Annotated in this window: 18 protein-coding genes; 16 read left to right on the top strand and 2 right to left on the bottom strand. The window is 38.3% G+C overall.

Annotated features, from left to right (window positions below):
* Positions 1 to 30 precede the first annotated feature (30 nt).
* From rdgB to CRS_RS20665, 7 genes are all read left to right on the top strand, one after another.
* Positions 31 to 606 (top strand): RdgB/HAM1 family non-canonical purine NTP pyrophosphatase, encoded by a 576-nt coding sequence (gene rdgB, locus CRS_RS20695; protein ID WP_373995771.1) that lies wholly within the window; start codon positions 31 to 33, stop codon positions 604 to 606.
* A gap of 68 nt (positions 607 to 674) precedes the next feature.
* A complete protein-coding gene (locus CRS_RS20690) occupies positions 675 to 1,589 on the top strand; it encodes a ribonuclease Z (RefSeq protein WP_142725850.1) in 915 nt (304 codons plus the stop codon).
* A gap of 7 nt (positions 1,590 to 1,596) precedes the next feature.
* Entirely contained in the window at positions 1,597 to 2,367 is a 771-nt protein-coding gene (locus tag CRS_RS20685; RefSeq protein ID WP_373995770.1) for a TIGR02757 family protein, read from the top strand.
* A gap of 12 nt (positions 2,368 to 2,379) precedes the next feature.
* Entirely contained in the window at positions 2,380 to 2,937 is a 558-nt protein-coding gene (locus tag CRS_RS20680; RefSeq protein ID WP_142725849.1) for a DUF1003 domain-containing protein, read from the top strand.
* Between the two features lie 202 nt (positions 2,938 to 3,139).
* Positions 3,140 to 5,500 (top strand): choice-of-anchor L domain-containing protein, encoded by a 2,361-nt coding sequence (locus CRS_RS20675; protein ID WP_142725848.1) that lies wholly within the window; start codon positions 3,140 to 3,142, stop codon positions 5,498 to 5,500.
* A gap of 167 nt (positions 5,501 to 5,667) precedes the next feature.
* Positions 5,668 to 9,252 (top strand): choice-of-anchor L domain-containing protein, encoded by a 3,585-nt coding sequence (locus tag CRS_RS20670; RefSeq protein WP_142725847.1) that lies wholly within the window; start codon positions 5,668 to 5,670, stop codon positions 9,250 to 9,252.
* 286 nt (positions 9,253 to 9,538) lie between these two features.
* A complete protein-coding gene (locus CRS_RS20665) occupies positions 9,539 to 11,899 on the top strand; it encodes a choice-of-anchor L domain-containing protein (RefSeq protein WP_142725846.1) in 2,361 nt (786 codons plus the stop codon).
* A gap of 127 nt (positions 11,900 to 12,026) precedes the next feature.
* On the opposite strand, the gene rsmA is transcribed toward CRS_RS20665, so the two are convergent.
* Positions 12,027 to 12,797: a 16S rRNA (adenine(1518)-N(6)/adenine(1519)-N(6))-dimethyltransferase RsmA gene (rsmA, locus tag CRS_RS20660; RefSeq protein ID WP_142725845.1), complete on the bottom strand. Its 771-nt coding sequence runs from the start codon at positions 12,795 to 12,797 to the stop codon at positions 12,027 to 12,029.
* A gap of 91 nt (positions 12,798 to 12,888) precedes the next feature.
* Here rsmA and CRS_RS20655 point away from each other — a divergent pair, with 91 nt between their 5' ends.
* The 7 genes from CRS_RS20655 (at position 12,889) to CRS_RS20625 (ending at position 18,414) form a co-directional block, all read left to right on the top strand.
* Positions 12,889 to 13,788, top strand: a complete 900-nt coding sequence (locus tag CRS_RS20655) for an ABC transporter permease (protein WP_142725844.1) — start codon at positions 12,889 to 12,891, stop codon at positions 13,786 to 13,788.
* Between the two features lie 2 nt (positions 13,789 to 13,790).
* Positions 13,791 to 14,087 (top strand): DUF3098 domain-containing protein, encoded by a 297-nt coding sequence (locus tag CRS_RS20650; RefSeq protein ID WP_172617125.1) that lies wholly within the window; start codon positions 13,791 to 13,793, stop codon positions 14,085 to 14,087.
* A gap of 111 nt (positions 14,088 to 14,198) precedes the next feature.
* Positions 14,199 to 15,017: an undecaprenyl-diphosphate phosphatase gene (locus CRS_RS20645; protein WP_142725843.1), complete on the top strand. Its 819-nt coding sequence runs from the start codon at positions 14,199 to 14,201 to the stop codon at positions 15,015 to 15,017.
* A 20-nt stretch (positions 15,018 to 15,037) separates the two neighbouring features.
* Positions 15,038 to 15,736 (top strand): tRNA pseudouridine(55) synthase TruB, encoded by a 699-nt coding sequence (gene truB / locus CRS_RS20640; protein WP_142725842.1) that lies wholly within the window; start codon positions 15,038 to 15,040, stop codon positions 15,734 to 15,736.
* Positions 15,733 to 16,311, top strand: coding sequence for a hypothetical protein (locus CRS_RS20635; RefSeq protein WP_142725841.1), 579 nt, complete (start codon positions 15,733 to 15,735; stop codon positions 16,309 to 16,311). Before truB ends, CRS_RS20635 begins: the two co-directional genes overlap by 4 nt.
* Complete coding sequence (gene rluF / locus CRS_RS20630) at positions 16,311 to 17,033, top strand: 23S rRNA pseudouridine(2604) synthase RluF (RefSeq protein ID WP_142725840.1); 723 nt, start codon at positions 16,311 to 16,313, stop codon at positions 17,031 to 17,033. Before CRS_RS20635 ends, rluF begins: the two co-directional genes overlap by 1 nt.
* Positions 17,034 to 17,190: 157 nt before the next feature.
* On the top strand, positions 17,191 to 18,414 hold the full coding sequence (locus CRS_RS20625) for a YncE family protein (protein ID WP_142725839.1): 1,224 nt from the start codon (positions 17,191 to 17,193) through the stop codon (positions 18,412 to 18,414).
* 76 nt (positions 18,415 to 18,490) lie between these two features.
* On the opposite strand, the gene CRS_RS20620 is transcribed toward CRS_RS20625, so the two are convergent.
* Positions 18,491 to 19,750, bottom strand: coding sequence for a helix-hairpin-helix domain-containing protein (locus tag CRS_RS20620; RefSeq protein WP_142725943.1), 1,260 nt, complete (start codon positions 19,748 to 19,750; stop codon positions 18,491 to 18,493).
* A gap of 564 nt (positions 19,751 to 20,314) precedes the next feature.
* On the opposite strand from CRS_RS20620, the gene CRS_RS20615 reads away from it, so the two are divergent.
* On the top strand, positions 20,315 to 21,925 hold the full coding sequence (locus CRS_RS20615; RefSeq protein ID WP_142725838.1) for a T9SS type A sorting domain-containing protein: 1,611 nt from the start codon (positions 20,315 to 20,317) through the stop codon (positions 21,923 to 21,925).
* Positions 21,926 to 21,933: 8 nt separating this feature from the next.
* On the top strand, positions 21,934 to 23,085 hold a 1,152-nt coding region (locus tag CRS_RS20610), incomplete at its 3' end, for a hypothetical protein (protein WP_142725837.1).

The following is a 23,085-nucleotide window of genomic DNA, read 5'->3' as shown; positions in this document are numbered from 1 at the left end:
TAAAAAGTAAAATTGAAAATGAAAATAGAAATGGAATTATTAGTAGCAACGCACAACGAACATAAAAAAGAAGAAATCCAGCAGATCCTTGGAAAGGACTGTGTGGTAAAAAGTCTTACGGACTATAATATTCACGAAGAAATTGTGGAAGATGGAGACTCTTTCCATGCCAATGCACTTATCAAAGCAAAATACTGTTTTGAAAAGACAGGGATTCCAAGTTTAGGAGATGACAGCGGTCTGGTCGTAGAATCTTTGGATGGCAGACCTGGAATTTTTTCTGCCCGTTATGCCGGAGATCATGACTTTGCCAAAAACATTGAAAAAGTATTGGAGGAAATGCAGGGGATTGAAAACAGAAAGGCTTATTTTATAACAGTTTTGTGTTATTATGATGAAAACGGTGCCCAATATTTTGAAGGCAGAGTGCACGGAAATTTACTGACAGAAAATAAGGGCTTTAAAGGATTCGGGTATGATCCTATTTTTGTTCCTGAAGGATATGAAAGAACCTTTGCAGAAATGGACCCTGCAGACAAAAATAAAATCAGTCACCGTAAACAGGCGTTAGACTTATTGATGGATTTTTTAAAAGTGACTGATTAAGTTTAAGTATCAGCGTTCAATACCCATTTAGTTTTTCTGTTGTACATTTGCTGTAATAAATTATTGATTTGAGTACTTATTTAACAATATTAGGCTTTAATTCAGCTATTCCAACGATCAATACATCACCCACGGCCCAGCTGCTGGAAATGGAGGAGAGACTCTTCCTGATTGATTGTGGAGAAGGTACACAGGTGCAGCTGAGAAAAGCAAAAGCAAGATTTTCAAAAATCAATCATATTTTTATTTCCCATCTTCATGGGGATCACTGTTTTGGTCTGCCGGGGCTTATTGCTTCTTTCCGCCTTTTAGGAAGAGAAAATCCGTTGCATGTGTATGGGCCCAAAGGAATTAAGAAGATGCTGGAAACCATTTTTCAGATTACAGAAACCCATCGTGGTTTTGAAGTGGTTTATCATGAACTGGATAAAGATTATTCTGAAAAAATATATGAGGACAACAGGATAGAAGTGTATACCATTCCTTTGGATCACAGGATTTACTGTAATGGTTACCTTTTTAAAGAAAAGCCGAAAGACAGACATCTTAATATGAAGGAGATCGCCAAGTACAGTGAAATTGAAACCTGTGATTATCACAATATCAAGGCAGGGAAGGATTTTGTACTGAGCGACGGGTATGTTCTTAAAAATGAAATTCTGACTGTTGATCCGGCTCCGTCGGTATCTTATGCATTTTGCAGTGATACCCGTTACCTTGAAAGTGTCATTCCGATCATAAAAAATGCAACGGTTCTGTATCATGAATCTACATTTTTACACGATCTGAAAGAAATGGCTGATTATACGGGGCATACGACAGCATTGGAAGCGGCTACTATTGCTCAGAAAGCACAGGTGGGAAAACTTATTCTAGGGCACTTTTCCAATAGATATGGGGATCTGACAGTGTTTACCGATGAAGCCAGAGAAATTTTCCCCAATACATTTTTACCGAAAGCGTTGGAAAGTGTTAAGATTTAAAATGAGTATGCTGAAATTTGAAGAATTAAGAGATTTTCTTAACGAAAAAGCAGATCAGTACAATGCTCCTGATTTTATTGAAAATGACCCGATACAGATTCCGCATCGTTTTTCTTTAAAACAGGACATTGAGATAGCAGGGTTTCTGGCCGCTACAATTTCCTGGGGAAATAGAAAATCAATCATTAATTCTGCTGATAAGATGCTTGATATCATGGGGAACTCTCCGTATGATTTTGTAATGAATTATTCGGAAAAAAATCTGGAAGATATTCAGGATAAAAGCATTCACAGGACTTTTAACGGACAGGATTTCTCCTATTTTATCAGACAGTTCAACAGAGTTTATAGAGAAAATGAAAGTCTTGAAAATCTCTTTGAAGTAAAAAAATCAGAGAATAATTTTCTCCATGCCATCGAAAGATTCAGAAGTGAGTTTCTGGAAACAGAAAAGCACAGAAGTCATAAACATATCAGTTCACCTTACAAAAATTCTTCTGCTAAAAGGATTATTATGTTTTTAAGGTGGATGGTGCGCAAAGATAAACGCGGAGTAGACTTTGGAATCTGGGAAAATACAGATCAGAAAAACCTTTCTATTCCTTTGGATGTGCATACCGGAAATATCTCCAGAAAATTAGGATTGGTTTCCCGTACTCAGAATGATTGGAAAACCGTGGAGGAACTGGATATTGCCATCAGAAAATTTGATGGAAAAGACCCTGCAAAATATGATTTTGCCCTGTTTGGATTGGGAGTAACCAAAGAACTGTTGTAAAAAATATAAAGGATGAAAAAATATAACGAAAAAACAGAAGTTCTTGAAAAAATAGCGGACAGTATTACCTCATGGATAGGATCTATCCAGTCTTTGGTTGTACATACTCTGCTTTTTCTTACTTCGTTTTTACTTCCGATGCTGAATATTGTTGATTTTGATAAGATGCTTCTGATTCTTACTACAGTACTTTCTCTGGAAGCTATTTATCTGGCTATCTTTATCCAGATGTCTGTGAATAAAAGCCACGAAAAAATTGAAGATATTCAGGAGGATATTGAGGATATTCAGGAAGATATAGAGGAAATCAGTGAGGATATTGAAGAGATCAGCGAAGACATTGAGGAGATCAATGAAGATATTGAGGATATCCAGGAAGATATAGAGGAAATCAGTGAGGATATTGAAGAGATCAATGAAGAAGAGGAAGAGGAAGATCATAATGAGAGAGCAAAAAATGTAATGCTGAAAAGTAATGTGAGCTCTAACAAAAATGAAATAAAAGCCTTAAAAGATATTATTTCCCAGCTTCAGAATGAGATTGATCAACTGAAAAAAGACAATGAATAAATAAAAATACTAACAATACAATAGAACAGGTCAATATGATTGATCTGTTTTTTTATGCATGAATTTTTCAGTTAAATAATTTGCGGAAAATGTAACAATAAGAAAAAAATGTTATAAATCTGAAGGGTTATTTATAAAATAGTAGCGTTAAAGGCTGATCTGATAATATTATTTTTGCTACATTTGAACAAATGAAAACAAAATGTTAATTTATAGACTAAAAAACTATTTTTTCCTTTTTTCTTTTTTATTGATTTCTGTTTCTGTATTTTCTCAAACGAGACCTGTCAGAAAATCTGAAAGAATAAAACCTTCTGCTGCCAGTCTTAGGGCAGGGGCATTCATAGATGTGAATGTACCCCCTTACACCCCTTCAAACTACACTCCGGAGCAGTTGGTAAAGAATATTCTGATCAACGGAGGAACCAACTGTACAACCGCTAATGTGACCAATGTTACGGTTTCTCCCAATCATGATGTGACCAACAGTAACCGATTCTGGGGATACTTTCATAAAGGAACAACCAATTTTCCTTTTACGGATGGGATTGTCCTGACTACAGGATATGCTTCTGAAGCAGGTAATAGCTATGTGTCTGCTGTTGGACAATCAGTAGGAACAGGAAGTGATGCAGATCTTGTAGCAGCTACAGGAGCCAATGTTAGCTTAACAGATGCAGTTGCTCTTGAATTTGATTTTGTACCTAACTCTAACCAGGTAAAATTTAATTATATATTCGCTTCCGATGAATATACTTCAAATTATCCATGTCTCGGTTATTCTGATGCTTTCGCACTGTTGCTGAAGAAAGTGGGAGATCCCACTTATACCAACCTTGCGGTATTACCTGGAACTGCGGGGCCTGTAAGTGCAACCAACATTGTTCCTGCGGGAAACGGATTCAGTTGCGGACCTATCAATGCAGCTTATTTTGGAGGATTAGCAAACCCGCATGTGCTTATTAATTATTTCGGAAGAACAACCCCATTAACGGCTGTGGCAGATGTAATTCCGGGACAGACTTATCATTTTAAAATGGTATTGGCTGATGCAAAGGATTCTACCCATGACTCGGCAGTCTTCCTGGAAGGAGGTTCTTTTGATGTAGGAATTAAAATTGTAGATGATGCCGGAGTGGTACTGCCTGGTACGATCAATATGTGTGACAATACACCCAAACAGCTTAAAGCTCAGGTAGCCCCGATTCCTGGAATGACCTATCAGTGGTATAAGGACGGCGTAGCAATCTCGGGGGCAACCAATGCTGTTTATGTAGCAACCCAGCCAGGAGTATATACTGTAAAAGTAATGGTTCCGGGGAACCAGTGTCCTAGTGAAGCAACCATTACAATTATCGGAGGAACAAGCCCTACCGTACAGAATGCTGAACTCAAACTCTGTACAACACCTACATTGACTACCTTTAACCTGGAAACCGCAAAACCGCTCATCAGTACAACGCAGGGAGCTGTATTCCGTTTCTATGCGAATCAGGCTGATGCGCAGGCACAAAACAATAGTTATATCACCAATTTGACCAGCTATACAGGGACTGATGGACAAATATTATATGTATTGGTTTCCAACGGGGCATTCTGCAGTAGAATTGCAACGTTAACTTTAAGAAAGGAAGAAACTCCAACCGCTTTACTGACAGCACCAAGATTAAAAATCTGTGCCGGTGAATCTGTATTGTTAACTGCATCTGGCGGAGTAACCTACCAATGGAGTGATTCTGCAGCTGCTACAGGAGGAATAAGAACAGTAAGCCCTACTCAGACAACAACCTATACTGTGTATGCAATCGGGGCACAGGGATGTAAATCTCTTCAACCGGCACGTATTACCATCGAAGTAGTACCGGCCATTGTTTCAAACCTGAAAGGCGGCCATATCTGCCAGGGAGATAAAATTATTCTGGATGCAGGTTCAGGACCCGGATATACCTATCAGTGGAGTACCGGTGAAACAAGTCAAAGTATTACAGTAGGTACTCCGGGAGAGTATTCGGTAATGATCAGTAACGGTGTCTGTTCAAAAGAGTTTAAGACCCAGGTTATTAAAGCTGTAATTCCGGAAGTGACAAAAGTGGATTATAACGAGTCGGGAACAATGATCCTTACAGCAAGTAATCCGAGTAACGGTATTCTGGAATATTCCGTAGATAATGGGGTTACATGGCAGGCATCCAATATATTCAATAATGTTCCTAAAAATAAAGTCATCTCAATCCGGGTAAGAGTTAAATTTACAAGCTGTGTAGGCTTTCTTGAATTCTTTACGTTTGTTATGAAAAACGTGATTACTCCAAATGGAGATAACATCAATGATGTTATTGACTTTAGCGGAGTTGTTAACTATAAAGACTTCAGCGGACAGGTTTTCGACAGATACGGAAGAGAAGTCTTCAAAGCCGAGAAGATAAGACCATATTGGGACGGATATTTCCAGGGCAAGAAGCTTCCTACTTCAACGTATTGGTATCAGGTAACCTTTGAAGATCCTGCGAGTAAAGAACTTACTGTGAAAACAGGATGGATATTGCTTAAAAATATAGAATAATTAAACGATAACTGAAAGACTGGCTATTTTGTCAGTCTTTTTTTATTATTTTAAAATAAACAGAGTTGATATTCTAACATAAATAAATTTGCGTTAGTAATAATGTAAATTGTGTTAACTTGAATTTCAATCAAAAAAAATAGTATTTTTGTTTAAAATAATATAAAATGTTAAATAGGAGGAGAGGAAATTTATTTTTAGCACTATTTTTAACTTGTATCGTAAACTTTGTTTTGGCTCAAAATAAAGGCAGGGTGGAAATTGCTGCAAAACCTAAAGCAGCTTCTTTGAGAGCCGGTGTTTTTATCGATGTAAATGCACCCAGTTATCCGGAATCCGGATATCCTATAGCTCAGCTGGTAAAAGATGTTCTTATATCAGGAGGAACCTGTACCAACTCAAGTGTAAGTAATGTGACCGTTTCTCCGAATCTGCCTGCTACCAATCAGAACCGTAGCTGGGGATATTTTAATAAAGCCAACACCAACTTCCCCTTCAGTAAAGGAATTATTCTGTCTACAGGATATGCTGCTAAAGCAGGAAATGTTTTCCAGGGAACTTTAAGTGATGATCTGGGAACAGGTGGAGATGTAGATCTGGCAAATGCCTTGGGAATCGGAAACAACAACCTCACCAATGCTACCTCTATAGAGTTTGACTTTGTAGCAGCCTCCACTGAAATTACATTCAGATATCTGTTTGCCTCAAAAGAATATCAGCAAAATTTCCCGTGTACCATCACGGATGGCTTTGCTTTACTGTTAAAAAAAGCAACTGACCCTACTTATACCAACCTTGCAGTGCTTCCGGCAGGAGCAGGTCCCGTAAGTGTTACCAATATTCACCCGCAATATCAAAACTGCGGACCTAAGAATGAAGCGTATTACGGAGGAACCAATACAGCTCAGATCGAAACCAATTTTAATGGCCGGACTATTCCTCTGACTGCACATGCAACGGTAATTCCCGGGGAAACGTATCATTTTAAAATTGTACTTGCAGACTACCAGGATCCTAATTTTGATTCTGCTGTATTTCTGGAAGCAGGATCGTTTGACATAGGAGTAAAAATTCTTGATCCGGCAGGAGTACAGCTTCCTGCATCTGTGAATATGTGTGACAATACACCACAGACTTTTACTGCTTCTGTTCAGGGACCTAATATAACATATCAGTGGTATTCAGGAACCAATCCGATTCCCGGGGCTACCAGTGCAAGTTACACAGCAACCGCGCCGGGTGTATATACTGTTAAGGTTTTTATCCAGGGAAACAGCTGTCCCGGTGAAGCTACGATTACAGTTGTTGGCGGAACGTCTCCCACAGTACAGAATGCTACTTTAACGGCCTGTTATACTGCAGGAAATGCAACCTTTAATTTAACTTCAGCACAGGCCTCAATAAGTACGACTCCCGGTGCTGTATTTTCATACTATGCTATACTGGCAGATGCGAATGCTGGAAATGCAAATACAATTCCTAATCCGACAGCCTATCCAAGCGCAGGTGGAACGGTATATGTAAGAGTAGCCAACGGTTTCTGTGCAAAGGTAGCAGAGCTTCAACTGATAAAAGCTCCACAAATGGTACCTACTATTGCTCCTCCAGCAGTTTTGACCTGTGCCAATTCCCAGACTACCCTGGATGCATCAGCTTCAGTGTATCCTGTGGGAGCTACTTTCAACTGGACCACCACAGGAGGAAATATTGTCTCGGGAGGAACTACCTTAAATCCTGTTATCAATGCTCCAGGAACCTATACTTTAACTATAACAAAAGTGTATCAGCCAGGTAATATTAGCTGTACAGCTGTGGGTACTGTCACCGTTACCGGGAACAGTGCTCCGCCGGTTACCGGGCTTACATCAAATAAAATAAAAATCTGTAAAGGTGATTCTGTAACCCTTACCGCTTCAGGAGGAGTTACCTATAACTGGGGGAATGGCCTTACCGGAAACGGGAACACACAGGTGGTTTCACCTACCGTTACAACCACTTATACGGTAACAGCAGTGGGGGCTAATGGCTGTGTATCTCAAAATCCTGCCAGTATAACAATCGAAGTGTCTGAACCTTTTACAGCGCAGAATGCAACATTACATAAATGTTATCAACCAGGGCTGACTTATAATCTTACAGAAGCGCAGCCTCAGATCACAACCACAGCAGGAGTTACTTTTACCTATTATATCAACCAGACTGATGCTAATGCTGCTAACGGAAACTTTATTGTAACACCTACGGCATATACGCCGCCGGGAGGAAGCCAGACGATTTATGTACTGGTAAGCAATGGAGGCTGCAGCTATGTTGTATCTCTGCAATTATTAAGTACAGCTCAGACTACACTTACAATTGCTGCACCACAAACAGTTACCTGTGCAGCTCCTCAGATTACAATTAATGCTTCGGCATCTGTAGTGCCTGCAGGTTCTATTATTGCCTGGACAACAACCGGGGGAACCATCGTTTCGGGAGGTAATACGCTTACCCCTGTTGTAAGTGCCGGAGGGACATATACGCTGACAGTTACCAATGTATCACAGCCCGGAAACTTAAGCTGTACATTTACCTCAACTGTAACGGTACAGGAAGATAAAGTTCAGCCAGTTGCTGCACTTGTTTCTTCACAACCCCGTATCTGCGTAGGGGAATCCGTAACATTAACAGCATCCGGAGGGGTAACCTATAATTGGGGCAATGGTCTTACCGGAAACGGAAGTACGCAGGTTGTTTCACCTACAACAACTACAGTATATACGGTTTTTGCTGTGGGGGCTAACGGATGTGTTTCTGCAACGCCGGCAAGTGTTACTGTACAGGTTGGCCCGCCAATAGCAGGGCTTACTGCCTCCAAGTTTAAAATCTGTGAAGGGGAATCTGTAACATTAACAGCTTCCGGAGGGATAACGTATAGCTGGGGGAATGGTCTTACCGGAAACGGGAATACCCAGGTGGTTACTCCTACAGTAACTACAGAGTATTCAGTATATGCTTTGGGAGGAAACGGATGTAGTTCTGTAAACCCTGCCAAAGTTACTGTTGAAGTAGTTCCTGCCATTGTTTCTACATTAAAAGATGTATTTGTATGTTCCGGAGATAAAGGAACGCTGGATGCAGGTGCAGGACCTAATTACACTTATTTGTGGAGTACAGGAGCAACGACTCAGACAATAACGACTAACCTTCCCGGGACTTATTCGGTGACCATAAGTAACGGAGTCTGTTCCAAAACGTTCACAGCTCAACTGATCAATCCTGATTTACCGCAGTTTACGAATATTGTTTATGATAATCATATTCTTACCCTTACAGCAAGTAATCCTACAGGAGGTGTTTTGGAATACTCAATAGACGGCGGACTGACATGGCAGACATCCAATATATTTACAGGTGTTCTGAATAATACCATGTATTCTGTGATGGTAAGGGTGCAGGGAGCTAAATGCGGTACTTCACTGGACTATTTTACATTCGTCATCAGCAATGCTATTACCCCTAATATGGATGGTATCAATGATACGATTGACTTCACAGGAATCAGCGGATACAAAGATTTTGCAGCTTCTATCTTTGACAGGTACGGGGCAGAAGTATTCAAAGCCGGAAAGGGTGATGTAATATGGAGAGGCTCTTTAAAAGGAATCAATCTTCCTACAGGAACTTATTGGTACAGGGTACAGTGGGAAAATCCGGCCAGTAAAAAAATGGAACAGCGTTCCGGATGGATTCTTCTGAAAAACAGAAATTAAAATATTCTTAAAATTAAATAAACAACGAAATCTTTCAGTACTGAAAGATTTCGTTGTTTATGATCATAGATGTTATCGCATTTTGTGAATTATCTGAAAAAGGTGAAGAATATGTTAAAACAATTTGTAACAGGATGCTACCACATCATTTAAGGGCTGTATGGATAGGGATTGATTAATGAAAATTTACGCTAAGAGGTTCTTATTTTGTTTTTTTGCTGTAAAAAATACAAATATGTGTATGAGATATTTAAAAAAAAATTAAATTTGTTGAAACAAAAATATTATGAGAAGATATCTACCGCTTTGTTTATTTTTTTTGGTCATCTCGACTTTTTTATTTTCCCAGACCCCGTTACCCAGAAAGAGTGTAAAGGAAGCCAGTACGGCACTGTCAAGAAGAGCAGGCGCTTTTATTGATGTAAATGCCCCGCAATATATTGAAAGTACTTACACTATTGATAAAATAGTAAAAGATGTACTGATTTCATCCGGGACCAATACGTGTCTGACACCTAATGTAACCAATGTGAAGATTACCCCGAACCATGCCGCAAGTAATGCAGACAGAGCATGGGGATATTTTCATAAAGCAACAACCAATTTCCCTTTTAAGGATGGTCTTATTCTTTCCACGGGATATGCAAGAAAGGCAGGGAACGGTCTTGAAGCCAATACTCTTAGTGATGTTAATGGTGGAGGTTCTGATCCCGATCTTGCACAGGTTATCGGAGTAGTGGAGAACAGACTGAATGATGCTGTTCTTCTGGAATTTGATTTCGTGCCTACGACAAGTCAGATTAAATTTAATTATCTGATCGCGTCTGAAGAATACACCGGTTCATTCCCTTGTACATTTGCTGATGCTTTTGCTATATTATTGAGACCTACTTCCGGTGGGCCTTATGTGAATATGGCTGTACTTCCCGGCGGTGCAGGACCGGTAAGTATTACGAATATTCACCCCGCAATCGGATCCAGCTGTGGTGCCGTAAACGAACAGTATTTTGGTGGTTACAATACTGCCAATATTGAAACGAATTTTAACGGGAGAACAATTCCATTGACAGCTACAGCCACGGTAGTAGCAGGACAGGAGTATCACTTCAAAATGGTTATTGCCGATTACAGTGACCACAGCTATGACTCTGCTGTATTCCTTGAAGGGGGATCTTTCAATATCGGGGTAGATCTTTTAGATTCTTCCGGGACAAAATTACCTTCAGATATCAATGTCTGTGATAATGTACCGCAGGTAATCACCGCTTCTGTAAGTGATCCTAACCTTGTTTATCAGTGGTATTATAACGGAGCACCTGTTCCTAATGCCACTACCAATACGATTACGGCAGTGCAGCCAGGTACCTATACGATTGAAGTAAGTGTTCCGGGGAACCCGTGTCCGGGAAAAGCTACCATTCAGATTCATGGTGGGACAACACCTCAGGCTCAGGATGCCACTTTGTTGTTGTGTAGCACGCCGGATATTACCACTTTTGATTTAAGCACCATTACATCTACTATTAGCCCGACGCCGGGAGCTATTTTTAAATTCTATGAAAATCAGGCGGATGCAATTGCACAAAATGGAAACTATATTCAGACTCCGTTAAACTATAATGGTAATGACGGCCAAATCCTGTATGTACTTGTTTCCAATGGAGCATTTTGTAGTAAGATTGTAGAGTTGAAATTACTGAAAGAGGTAACACCGACGGCCGCAGTAAAATCTTCCAGAATAAAAATATGTCCGGGAGAATCTGTAACTCTTACCGCTGACGGAGGAGCTACCTATCTGTGGAGTAATTTTATGGGAACTGGTGATACGCAGACGGTTACTTTATATCAGACCACCACATTTACAGTATACGCCATTGGACCGAAAGGTTGTAAATCTCTGAATCCGGCAACTATAAGAATCGAAGTTACTCCGGAAATCACTTCGCCGTTAAAAGATGTTGAAATGTGTGTAGGTGACATCGTAACTCTTGATGCAGGAGCAGGACAAGGATTTAAATACCTTTGGAGTACAGGGGCAACGACTCAGAAAATTGATGTAGACCAATGGGGGATCTATTCTGTAGAAGTTGACAATGGTATCTGTAAGAAAGTTTTTGAGGCTAAAGTGATGGGGGCTGCAACTCCTTTTGTTACCGCTTTGAACTATGAAAGTATCAAAAAAACAGTAACAATCACTGCAGAGAATCCTCCGATGAACAATACACCAAGTACTTTGGAATATTCTCTGGATAACGGAATAACCTGGCAGTCTTCAAACGTATTTACCAATCTTTTAGATAATACAAACTATACTGTTTTAGTAAGAAGAGTAGGTACGCACTGTGTGGGATCTCTTGAATTCTTTACATTGCAGATCAACAACATCATTACACCAAATCAGGACGGAGTTAACGATGTATTAGACCTTAAAGCTCTTGGAGACTTTAAAAACTTTACGGGTTCTGTGTATGACAGATACGGAGTGGAGATGTTCAGATTCTCAAAAGAAAATCCTGTGTGGGACGGAACAGTAGGGGGTAAGAGACTTCCTACAGCAACATACTGGTATAAGTTCAATTTTGAATATCCAAAATCAAAAGCTCAGATGAACTGGTCAGGATGGATCATGTTGAAAAACAGAAATTAAAATTGATAATGTAATATAAAAGAAAGCCTTTCGAATTTATTTGAAAGGCTTTCTGTTTTTAACGAGTAATTATTGCATTCAATCCAATAAAAAAGTTCCTTTATCAGGAACTTTTATCATAATTGTTTTATTGATTTTCTTTCCAGAGATTTGCGAAGTGTATAAAATCTGTAACACTAAGTTCTTCCGCTCTCTTATCTAAAAATTCATGCCCTTTTAAAGCTTCAGGAATGTTCAATACTTTCAAGGCATTGGAAAGCTTTTTTCTCCTTTGATTGAACCCTGCTTTTACAATCTGCTTAAAAAGGACTTCATTACCTGCTAGACCTTCCTTAGGGTTTCTTGTAAGGCGGATGACTCCGGATTTTACTTTTGGCGGCGGGTTGAAAACATTCTCATGTACCGTGAACATATAGGATACATCATAATAGGCCTGTATCAGAACAGAAAGAATTCCATAATCTTTAGTTCTCGGCACAGCAGCTGTTCTTTCCGCCACTTCTTTCTGGAACATTCCTACCATTTCTGGGATCAGTTCATAATGATCTACAATCTGAAACAGAATCTGAGATGAAATATTATAGGGGAAATTACCAATGATGGCGATCTGATCGTCTTTGATAAAGTTAAAATCCTGCTTCAGGAAATCTCCCACAAAAGTTTCTTCAGTAACCTTTGTATAATTATTTTTCAGGTATTCGATAGATTCCGTATCGATTTCTGCAAGATAAATGTTCTGATCTTTTTCAAGAAGATATTTGGTAAGAACTCCCATTCCCGGGCCAACTTCCATAATATTATTATAGTTCTCAAAACTAAGGCCTTCTACAATTTTCCTTGCGATATTTTCATCTGTCAGGAAGTGCTGTCCCAGATGTTTTTTTGCTTTTACACTCAAAGTTTTTTATGATTTTATTAACAATGATTTTCTTTATTTCGTCCCAAATTTCGGAAGTTTTTTTCTATTTTAGCCAAAAATTTTAATATTAATGGCTAAATCTGTAGATGAATTTAATAAGAAAAGGCTTCGGTCCAGCAATATTACAGTAGTGATAAGTATTGCCTTAGTGTTATTTTTGTTAGGATTAATGGGGCTTATTCTGATTAATGCCCAGAAGTATTCTGACTATATCAAAGAACAGCTGGTGGTGAACGCCTATTTTGATGAAAACTATGACGCTAAAGATTCTGTAAAAATTGCAAAACTTGAGGAAGAAACTTTTAAAAAGGTACAGTTATTAGCTCCTGTAAAAAAAGCAACCTATATTTCAAGAGACATGGCTGCAAAAGAAGCCAAGAAGAGCATGGGGATTGACAGTGATGCCCTGTTTGAAGAAAATATATTCCCTTCCTCCATTGAAGTTGCTTTAAAACCGGAATTCGTAGATCCTGCTAAAATTGATGAAGCCATTAAAGAGATCAAATCTGTTCCGGGAATTATCGATGTGAAAAATGACAGCACTTTAATGGTAGATGTTTATAATAACCTGAGCAGAATCTTAAAATGGATCTTTGGATTTTCAATTCTGTTCCTGGTATTAGCGGTTGTATTGATCAACAATTCTATCCGTCTGAAGATATTTTCAAAGAGATTTATTATTAAAACCATGCAGTTGGTGGGAGCGAAAAGAAGATTTATCCTTAAACCTTTCATTATAGAAGCTATTATTTTAGGAGCTATCGGTTCTGTAATTGGCCTTCTTGCTTTAGGAGGGATATGGTATTACTTTACAAACCAGATCGGTTCTGCTTTTGTGCAGGATACCAACCAGTATTTCTGGCTGGTGATTCTGGTACTGGGAGTAGGGATTTTTATTTCTGTCTTAAGTACAATTTTCGCTACATGGAGATTCTTAAAATCAAACGTTGACGATTTATATTACTCTTAATCATGAGCAAAAAAACAAATAAATTTTCCGCTTCAGACTTTGGACGTGAAGCAGAAGTGCCGCAGGAAAACACTTTCTATTTCGGGCAGCAGAATTTCAAATGGATGCTGATAGGTTTGGCATTTATTGTAGTAGGATTTCTACTGATGATGGGGCCTGATGCCAATACGGTAGATGGAAAATTTGATCCTAACTCATGGAATGACGGTATCTTTTCTATCAGAAGAATCAGAATAGCACCTCTGTTTGTTGTTATTGGCTTTGTCATAGAAGTATATGCCATCTTAAAAAGAAAATAAACAAAATAATTTTATTTAAGGATTAAAAAATTTAAGAATTGAAACAGGTGAGCCTATGTGCTGATTTTTTTAATTCTTAAATCTTTTAATCTTTTTAATTTTTAAAAGAATATGGATTTAATCAAAGCAATTATTATTGCCATTGTAGAAGGACTGACAGAATATCTTCCGATTTCTTCTACAGCACATATGGGATTCACAGCGAATCTTATGGGGTTGGAAGAAACAGAATTTTTAAAAATGTTTCAGGTGTCTATTCAGTTTGGGGCCATTTTATCTGTGGTCGTGGCATACTGGAAAAAGTTTTTTGACCTGAACAATATCCAGTTCTATTTCAAACTTGCTTTTGCTGTGGTTCCGGCTTTGGTATTGGGGTATTTATTTGATGATAAAATTGAAGCCGTTCTTGGAAATCAGATTGCTATCTCTTCGGTATTGGTCCTAGGGGGTGTCGTTTTGCTGTTTGCAGATCAATGGTTCAAGAATCCTAAAATTGATGACGAAAAAGGAATTACCATAAAAAAAGCCATTACTATTGGTTTCTGGCAGTGCCTTGCAATGATGCCGGGAACGAGCCGTAGTGCCGCATCTATTATTGGTGGGATGACACAGGGACTTACCAGAAAAGCTGCTGCAGAATTTTCTTTCTTTCTTGCAGTCCCTACAATGCTGGCGGTAACGGTATACTCAGTTTTTGTTAAAACATGGGGGAAAGAAACTCCAAATCCACAGAAAGGCTATGAAATGATCATGGCTTCACAGGATCATATTATGATTTTTGTAATCGGAAATATAGTAGCATTTATAGTAGCTCTTATTGCGATCAAGGCATTTATCGGAGTACTGAACAAATATGGATTTAAACCTTGGGGCTGGTACCGTATTTTTGTAGGAGTTGCCCTGTTAATTTATTTTTATTTCTTTAAATAAGAAATTATACTATACTATTCATGACTGCTGAAGAACTGAAATCAGGATACATTTTTTTATTGGATAAGCCTTTGGACTGGACTTCCTTCCAGGCTGTCAATAAAATGAAATATAAGCTTAAAAGAGAATTTGATCTTCCTAAAAAATTTAAAATAGGACACGCAGGAACCTTGGATCCCAGAGCAACCGGCCTTTTGATTGTCTGCTGCGGTAAATTTACAAAGAAAATTCCTGAGATCCAGGACGCTCCCAAGGAATACTGGACTGAAATCAAGCTTGGTGTACAAACGGAATCCTACGATACAGAAAAACCTGAAATTCTTCAGCAGGATATTTCTCATATTACGGAAGAACAGGTAAAAGACGTTCTGGGAAAATTTGTAGGAGAAATCGAACAGAAGCCCCCCGTATATTCAGCCATTAAAATTGATGGTGAAAGAGCATACAATCTTGCAAGAGCAGGGGAAGAAGTGGAAATGAAGGCAAGAAAAACCACCATTCATTATATGAAAGATATTAGAATAGATTTTCCTCTTGTAAGTTTTATCGTAGGCTGTTCAAAAGGAACGTATATCAGAAGTCTGGCTCATGATATCGGGCAGGAACTGGGAGTGGGCGCTTATCTGACACAGTTAAGGCGTACCAAGATTGGTGATTATGCGGTTGAAGATGCTACAGATCAGTTCCTGAATAACGATTACAGATTCGAAAGCCTATGAAAATAAAATTATCCTTTTTCTTATTGATCGCGTTTTTTATCAACACCTTTTCTCAGGAAACAGAAACAGGAAAATCAAAAATGGATTTTTATTTTAATCCTTCGCTTAATGTAGGGTTTAATATCAATAAGAAGAATCAGACCAGCAATTCGCAGTATATTGAGAAAAGATCATTACTGGGAAATCTGACTTATGGGATCACTGCTATAGGAGGATATAATTTTCTTCCTAACTTTGCACTGGGAACAGGATTGAAGTATAGCTTTATTCAGGATAATTACCATCTGATCTATTGGGTTATCCAGCCAAAGATTATTTTTTCTCCCGGAGACCGGCCATTTTATATTGATATTAACTATGGAAAGCAGCTTAATCATTCTGCAATTTCAGATACAGAATTCTGGGGAGCCAGACTGGGAATGCAGGTTTCCTATTCAAAAAGGTTAAGTCAGGAAGGAGGAATTGTTTTTGAATCACATAAACTTAAAGAAGGAGCTGATGGTTTTTTTATAGGCTTAAGCTATGGAATTACTATTTTCAGCAATAAAAATTATACCGGTTACGGAATAGACTAATGGAAAAGACGCGTATCAATAAATATTTATCAGAAGTAGGGTACTGCTCAAGAAGGGCGGCAGATAAGCTTCTGGAAGAAGGAAGAATCAAAATAAACGGTAAAATTCCTGAATTGGGTACAAAAGTTTCAGATGAAGATCTTGTAGAAGTAGACGGAAAGCCAATCAGAGAACCTCAGGAAAAACCTGTATACATTGTTTTTAATAAACCCGTAGGAATTGTCTGTACTACGGATACAAAGCGTGAAAGAAATAATATTGTAGACTACATCAACCACCCGAAAAGAATTTTTCCTATCGGCAGACTGGATAAACCCAGTGAAGGACTTATCCTTCTGACGAGCGATGGTGATATAGTCAATAAGATTCTGAGAGCCCGTAATAACCACGAAAAGGAATATCTTGTCCGCGTAGATAAACCGATTACTCCAAAGTTCCTGGAAAAAATGAGAAACGGGGTTCCAATTCTTGATACGGTGACCAGAAAATGTGAAGTTGAGAAGATTGACGAAATGAATTTCAGAATTATTCTTACCCAGGGGCTCAACAGACAGATCCGAAGAATGTGTGAATATCTCGGATATGAAGTCAAAAAACTGAAACGGATCCGTATCATGAATATTAAGCTCGATCTCCCGATCGGAAAATGGAGAGATCTGACCGATGAGGAGCTTCATACCTTAAATTCTTTGCTCGCTGATTCCAGCAAAACCTTTGACTAAAATTTTTTAATTTTTTAATTTCATCTTTTCAGGTAATAGGACCTGAAACTTATTTCTATATCTATTATTAATGATTTTTCACATATTGGTGTAATATATTTTATTTTTCATTGAAAATATTTTATATTTATGATACTAACAACCATAATCAGAAATCATGAAATTAAAATTTAATTCAGTTCCCTTTCTTGCTATTTTGGCACTTTTTACAAGTTGCCTAAATGAGAACCATAATCCCGACCATCCCCATGATACGTCGTTTTACATTGATTACAGAAGTTTAAAAGGAGCATCAGACGGAATGGCCGTTATTGAACTGGATCCCGAAGCCCCGAATTTCGGAAATATCAGCAGCAGACTTGAATTGGGTATTGGTGTATTGCCCCATCATATCTATTACAATCAGAATGCAAAAAAGATGTTCACCACCGCTTTGGGAGGCAGCTATCTTTATGAAATAAAAACAGGAAAAGATCAAAACGGACAACCTCAATTAATAAGTGCAACTCCCATTGATACGGGAGAGAATACGGTAGGTGAAAATTTATTTTTTACGAATGACGGAAGATACTTCATGACCTTTATGGGTGGGGCAGGCGGTCCGAAAGACGGCAGTGTAGGGGTTTTTAATGCGAATAATAATCAGCTTGTCAAAACGATTAAATCTCCCATTCAGGCCAATCCCAACAAGTTTATCATGTATCCGCATGGTATTTCAGTGAACGAGGAAAAAGGATTGGTGATGGTAACCTCCACCATCCACCCGGATCTTACCACCGGGATGGGTAATACCTGTACATTATTAGACCTTAATACCTATGAAATAAAGGAAACCTATCAGGTAGCAGATTCACCAACGGATTTATCTGCTCCCGTCGAAGTTTTACTGCTGCGTGGGAAATTTCCGCAGTATGCACTTGCTACAACAATGCTTGGTGGTGATATCTGGATGGCTCCATACAATACTACGACCAAAAAATACGATGCTTTTACCAAAATCTTTGACGGAAGTACAAAAGGATTAGGCTGGGCCCTTGAAATGTATATTGACGATTCCAACAAGCTCTATGTAAGTTTTGCAGACCCTGGAAAAGTACTTGTTTTTGACATCAGCAATCTTCCCCAGTTAAAGCTTTTGAAGACTTTTGAAGCTGATAGAGGCGCACACCATATGGTCTTCTTTAAAACGAAATCAGGAAAAGAGGTGGTTGCTGTACAGAACAACTTATTGGATCTTCCCAATCTAAACTCGGGAACCATCAGCGTCATTGATATTAATACAGGAAAAAAGCTGGGGACAGTGGATTTACGCAATCAATACGGAATCCTGCCGGAATCAATTGAAGGCACCAATGGTCCCAGCAGTTATATGCATCACTAAAATTTAAAATAGAGTTTTAAATGATCAAGAGACATTCTCAAACGCCGAATTATTTGACTTTTGAGAATGTTTCTTTTTATTTTATGTACAATCTCATTTTTTCTTCGTACTCGGGTTTCAACTTTAAAAATTTCCATATTTTTTTATCATCAGGATAACTGATTCTGTAGAAAATAATTTTGTCCGCAGAATATTTAAAGTAGGGATGGTTTTTAAGCCATTCCTCGGGAGCATCCACTAATGAATACCTGGGAACATCTGAGGCGTTCAGAGGGGCTATTGAAATCAGTTTTTGAACAAGATCCTGATCAATATGATAAGTCGTTAAGATTTGCTGTTTGTTGACAAAACCTCCCAGCTTCTTTCTGAAACCAATGATTGAACCGGCACTTCTTTCATCCAGTCCGAATTCTGTAAGCTGTTTGAACGTAATGACATTAAGATCTGTTTTTGAAAAATCCGTTTTTTCCTGCTGCCGTTCCTGAAGTTTAATATAAGGCTTCATTTCCTGGAATTTTTCAGCAGAAATCACAAAACATTTCTGAAGATCATCTATGCTTTTAAAACTTCCCCGTAAATTCCGGTCCCGGTAATTGATGATGATAACAGCCTGTTTTTCTGAGAATCCAAGTGCTTTCCAGCCTTCTGTATCCAACTGATTGGGATCAAAATAATGATATTGAATCGTTGTTTTAGGAGTGTTCTTTGCTGAATTTCTAAAATTTTCGGGGGTCTTTGCAGGCAATAAAAGATAAGGTTCAATTTTGCTGTAATTTTCCGGTGAAATAATAAAACATTCTTTAAATTTTTCTTTACTGATGAAACTTCCGCCCAGGTAATTTTTATATTTTAAAATAGCCGCTGCCTGTTTTTCACTGAAACCCATTTTGATCCAGTCGCTTACAGAAAACTGATCAGGATTGAAAGCTCCTGAAATCGTAATTTTTTTCTTTTTAAAAAGATCAGTCTCCTTTGGATGATCTCCTCCCGTTCTTTCAGGAAGTAGAATGAAAGAGGCCAGTTCACTGAATTTCTCCTGGGAAATGGCATAACATTTTTTAAGCTGCTCTTTTGAAGTGAATTTCCCACCTACAATATCCTTATACTTAAGAATGGTGATGCTTTGTTTCTCTGAAAATCCGAGTTTCTGCCATTGCTCCTTACTCAGTACATTGGGATCAAAATCTGAAAGGCTGACAGGTACTGAAGCATCTGCAATGAATGTAACTTCAGGGAAAGGTTCTTTTTCCCTGCTCGTATATTTCTGATAGGCAAGCAAAACAGTCAGCAATGTGACTATAAATGCCAATTTCCGGTAATAGTTTTTTCTCATCATCCAGTAAACATATTCATAAAAACAAAGCATTGCAATAGTTAGGCATGAAATGGTTAAATATTGAATAGGGAAAGTGCTTTATTGTTTAAAAGATCATGAAAATAGCGAACTTTTGTGTGATAATTTCATATTTGAAGTTGAATTTTCTGGTTGAATTTTATTGAAATGCGTCACATTCTGTCGCGTCAGGGAGTTACTTTTGCATTAAATCAAAGTCATATTTATCAAAATATGTTAAAAAACGTTAAATTTGCAAAGTTTTATAACGTAGTCAAATTATGGCTAAAAAAACAATAACTATGAAATTTTTATTCAATTATATTCATTCGGAGGATATTCTTCAGTTACTTTTAAAATATTCAAAATCAATTTAATATGTACAAATAGGAGTTTCAATGTGTACACATTGAAATACAATATTTTTTGCCTTAAAAGAATATTATTTTGAATAGTTTTGAAATATTTTTACACTATAAAGATCTCTGATTCTTAGCATATTATAAGAGAATTGGATTTTAACCATGATCTGTCACTATAAACAATGTTAACTTAAAAAACACGGGAATGAAAAAAATCTATCTCGGAGCGCTCACCTTATGCGCTTATCTGGGCACATCAGCCCAGGAAGTGATATGGCAGAAAGACATCAGATCCTCTACCCAGGATTTCCTGAGCCAGATCACCACAACCATCGATCAGCAATATTTAATTACAGGAAGTTCGATACAGTCAGGAAGCGGAAAGCTGGAGACTGGAAGTAAGCAGAACAACGGTTATGATTTTCATCTGGTCAAGCTGAATCAGCAGGGTGAACAAGTCTGGGAAAAATACTTCTCAGGACAAAATCATGATTATCTGTCAGCCACTGTTACCACACAGGACGGAGGATTTCTTCTGGCAGGAACTTCTTATTCAGGGAAAGGGCTGGATAAAAAAGAAGATTCCAAAGGAGGATCTGATATCTGGCTGATCAGGATCAATGAATTTGGGGACGAATTATGGCAGAAGACCTTAGGCAGTTCTTCAGATGAAGAAGCCAGAGCGGTTATTCAGACTACAGATCAAGGATTCTTTGTTGCAGGTAACGTACAAAATGCTGCAAAAGGCTACGGCTCCAAGGATGTCTTGATTACAAAACTGGACAAAGACGGAAAAGAACTTTCACAGCTTATTTTAGGAGGAAAAGGTTTAGATGAGATGGAGAAGATGATTCCAACGAAAGACGGCGGAGCCTTACTCGGAATGTATTCAAGAAGTTCAGCTGTACAAAGTAAAATGCATAATGTACAAAGTCCTCAAAATACATCCGATACCCGGCATCTGACAACGGTACAAAAACAAAGCGACAACTTTGGCGAAGGCGACTACTGGATCGTAAAGCTGGATAAAAACGGAAAAGTGGAATGGGAAAAGAACTTCGGAGGCAAAGGTGATGATCATATCAGAACCCTTGCATTAACGTCAACCGGATTCATTATCGGTGGAGAATCCAGATCAGAAAGATCAGGGAATAAAACGGTAGGATTAGAAGAAGGAACAGACCTATGGTTAATTTCTTTAAATGACAGAGGCGATGAACAGTGGCAGAAATCCTACAATTTCAAAAATAGAGATATTCTTATTGGAATGAGTGTTCTTCATTCAGCAGATGATCAATCTTCCAAAGGAATTCTATTAGGCGGTTATACCCAGGCAGAAGGAAGAATAGAAAATGATGATGAAACCTTCTGGATGATGTATCTGAATCAGAATGGAAATGAGCAGTGGAGAAAACATGTGAAAGGAGAATCCAGAAAGAAGGAAGAGAGACTTTCTGATTTAAAGCTGAACAAAGACGGCTCTATTATTCTGGCAGGAACCAGCGCAGAAGAATTGGGTAAAGAAAACTGGAAGATTGTAAAGCTGGGAGATAAACAGGTTGACCAATTGATTGAAAAATATAATATTAAGATCTATCCGAATCCAGTATCTGATTATGCTTACGTAGAAGTTGGATTTAACTTTAAGGATGCAGAAATTCTCCTCTACGACATGAGCGGAAGACAGCTTCAAAATCTTACTACGAAAAACAAAGTCACCAAAATCAATACCCAGGCGCTTATTCAGGGAGCTTATCTGGTGACGGTAAAAACGGATACAGGTAAAACGGCAAATGCTAAACTGATAAAGAAATAACACAGATAATGAAAAGATCATACTTATTACTGCCTTTACTGGCAGCACAACTTTTTCAATCCCAAACAACTCCTGCTCCTGGTTCAGTAAGCAGTCCTATGGATAATATAAAACAAATCTATCCGGCTGCTCCCACTGCAAATAATTTAATGAAATTTGAGGAAGTTCCTGTAAGCTATTATACAGGAATCCCGGATATTAAAGTTCCACTTGCGGGGATCCCAACCCATGATGCTGAAATTTCTATGAATGTTTCCTTAAATTATCATCCTTCAAATGCCAGGCCTGATGATAAGTCCGGGGAAGTCGGTTTGGGATGGAGTCTGTTTGCCGGGGGAAGTATTACCAGAACGGTAAGAGGTACTCCTGATGATCAGGCTGTATTGGCTTCTTACGGAGGACAGGCAACTATAGGTATTTTGTTTGATGAGTTTACTTCAAACTTTACAGATAAGAACTACAGCCGGAAATATCTGGATGCTCAGGAAACAGGAGTCGGCATAGATCCGGGTAATGTTCAATTTAGAAAACTGTTTTATGAGGGTTTATTTTTAAACAGATTTGATACAGAATATGATCTGTATCAATATAACTTCATGGGATACACCGGGAGGTTTATTGTTAAAAAAGACTCCAACAATCAGTTGTATGCTGAGAAACTGGATAAAAATAATTTGAAAATTACCATTAGTGCCACCAGTCCTTCAAACAGCCTTGAGGCCGTAGCATTTCTGATCATTGATGAGCAGGGCAATAAATATTCTTTTGATGTTCCTGAAAAATCCGTACGAACAACGCTTTCCAATAAAACAGGATTTTCCGGAAATATTAATACCAATGTATCTAATTTAGGAGATATTAATTCGGCCTTTCACTTAAGCAAAATACGCAGTTCATCAGATGCTGACCTTGTTACATTCAGCTATTACCCTTCCCAACAGGTATTTTATACGGAGTATTCCCAAATTGACAGAAGTAAAAAGTTTCCGGATGATGATATTGTCAGTGAACCTGTGAGAATACAGTTTGACGCAGAGATTCCTGCTATGCAGGAAATAAATACAGCGTCAACGAATACAGCTGTTCGCTCTTTAAAGGATATTGAAATCGTAGGCAAAGGGAAAATCAGCTTTATATATGTACAGGGCCGGGGAGATACC

This window comes from Chryseobacterium sp. ON_d1 (genome assembly GCF_006829085.1).
In the GTDB taxonomy this organism is placed as follows: domain Bacteria; phylum Bacteroidota; class Bacteroidia; order Flavobacteriales; family Weeksellaceae; genus Chryseobacterium.
This window is presented reverse-complemented; position numbering and strand designations above follow the sequence as displayed.